The organism is Salinimicrobium oceani, from assembly GCF_012037645.1.
This window is the reverse complement of sequence record NZ_JAAVJR010000295.1, coordinates 1-565: the sequence shown is the minus strand read 5'-3', so window position 1 is coordinate 565 and position 565 is coordinate 1. Positions and strand designations below refer to the sequence as shown.

Below are 565 nucleotides of genomic sequence, written 5' to 3'. Positions count from 1 at the left end.
GTATTTATCAGGGTCTTTGTGTTCTTTAAAGCTATTATAACTGGCAAGGTAACACATATTTATACTTCCCGATTCTGTTCGTGAAAGTCCGCAATAGCCTCCTTTGAAGTTATGCAGAGCCACCAGATCATCAGGAAAATTCTTATGTTCATAATGAGATTTTATCGCAACCCATGGTGCCGGCTTTTTGAAGAAAATACGATCAAGATTTTTATCGAGAACAGATCTTTTTCCGAAGCTGCCAAGTACATGAGAGGCAGAATATTGGCCCCGGGCAGTGGTAACTTTAAAAAAATTATCTAAAAACTCAACTTTTAGCACCTTCTCTTGGATTACTTCTACTCCGTTGGCCACAGCTGTCTTGAACAGAAGATTGTCGAGCGAAAATCTGCTCACACCAAAGGCGCCAAGGGGCAATTTGACATACAGAGATCTTCCGGCAGGTGTACTGTACTGTAACCCTGAGATAATTTTTGGTTTCAGGTCTCCCAGGGGAATGATTAACCGGTCAAAATAAGGTTTTACCTCCCGGGACAGATATTCCCCACACACTTTATGATGCGGA

The 565-nt window shown here is 41.8% G+C and carries 1 protein-coding gene; it reads right to left on the bottom strand.

Annotation, left to right across the window (positions count from 1 at the left end):
* Positions 1 to 565, bottom strand: a 565-nt coding sequence (locus HC175_RS16810) for an NAD(P)/FAD-dependent oxidoreductase (RefSeq protein WP_369074340.1), incomplete at both ends; no start/stop codon positions are given.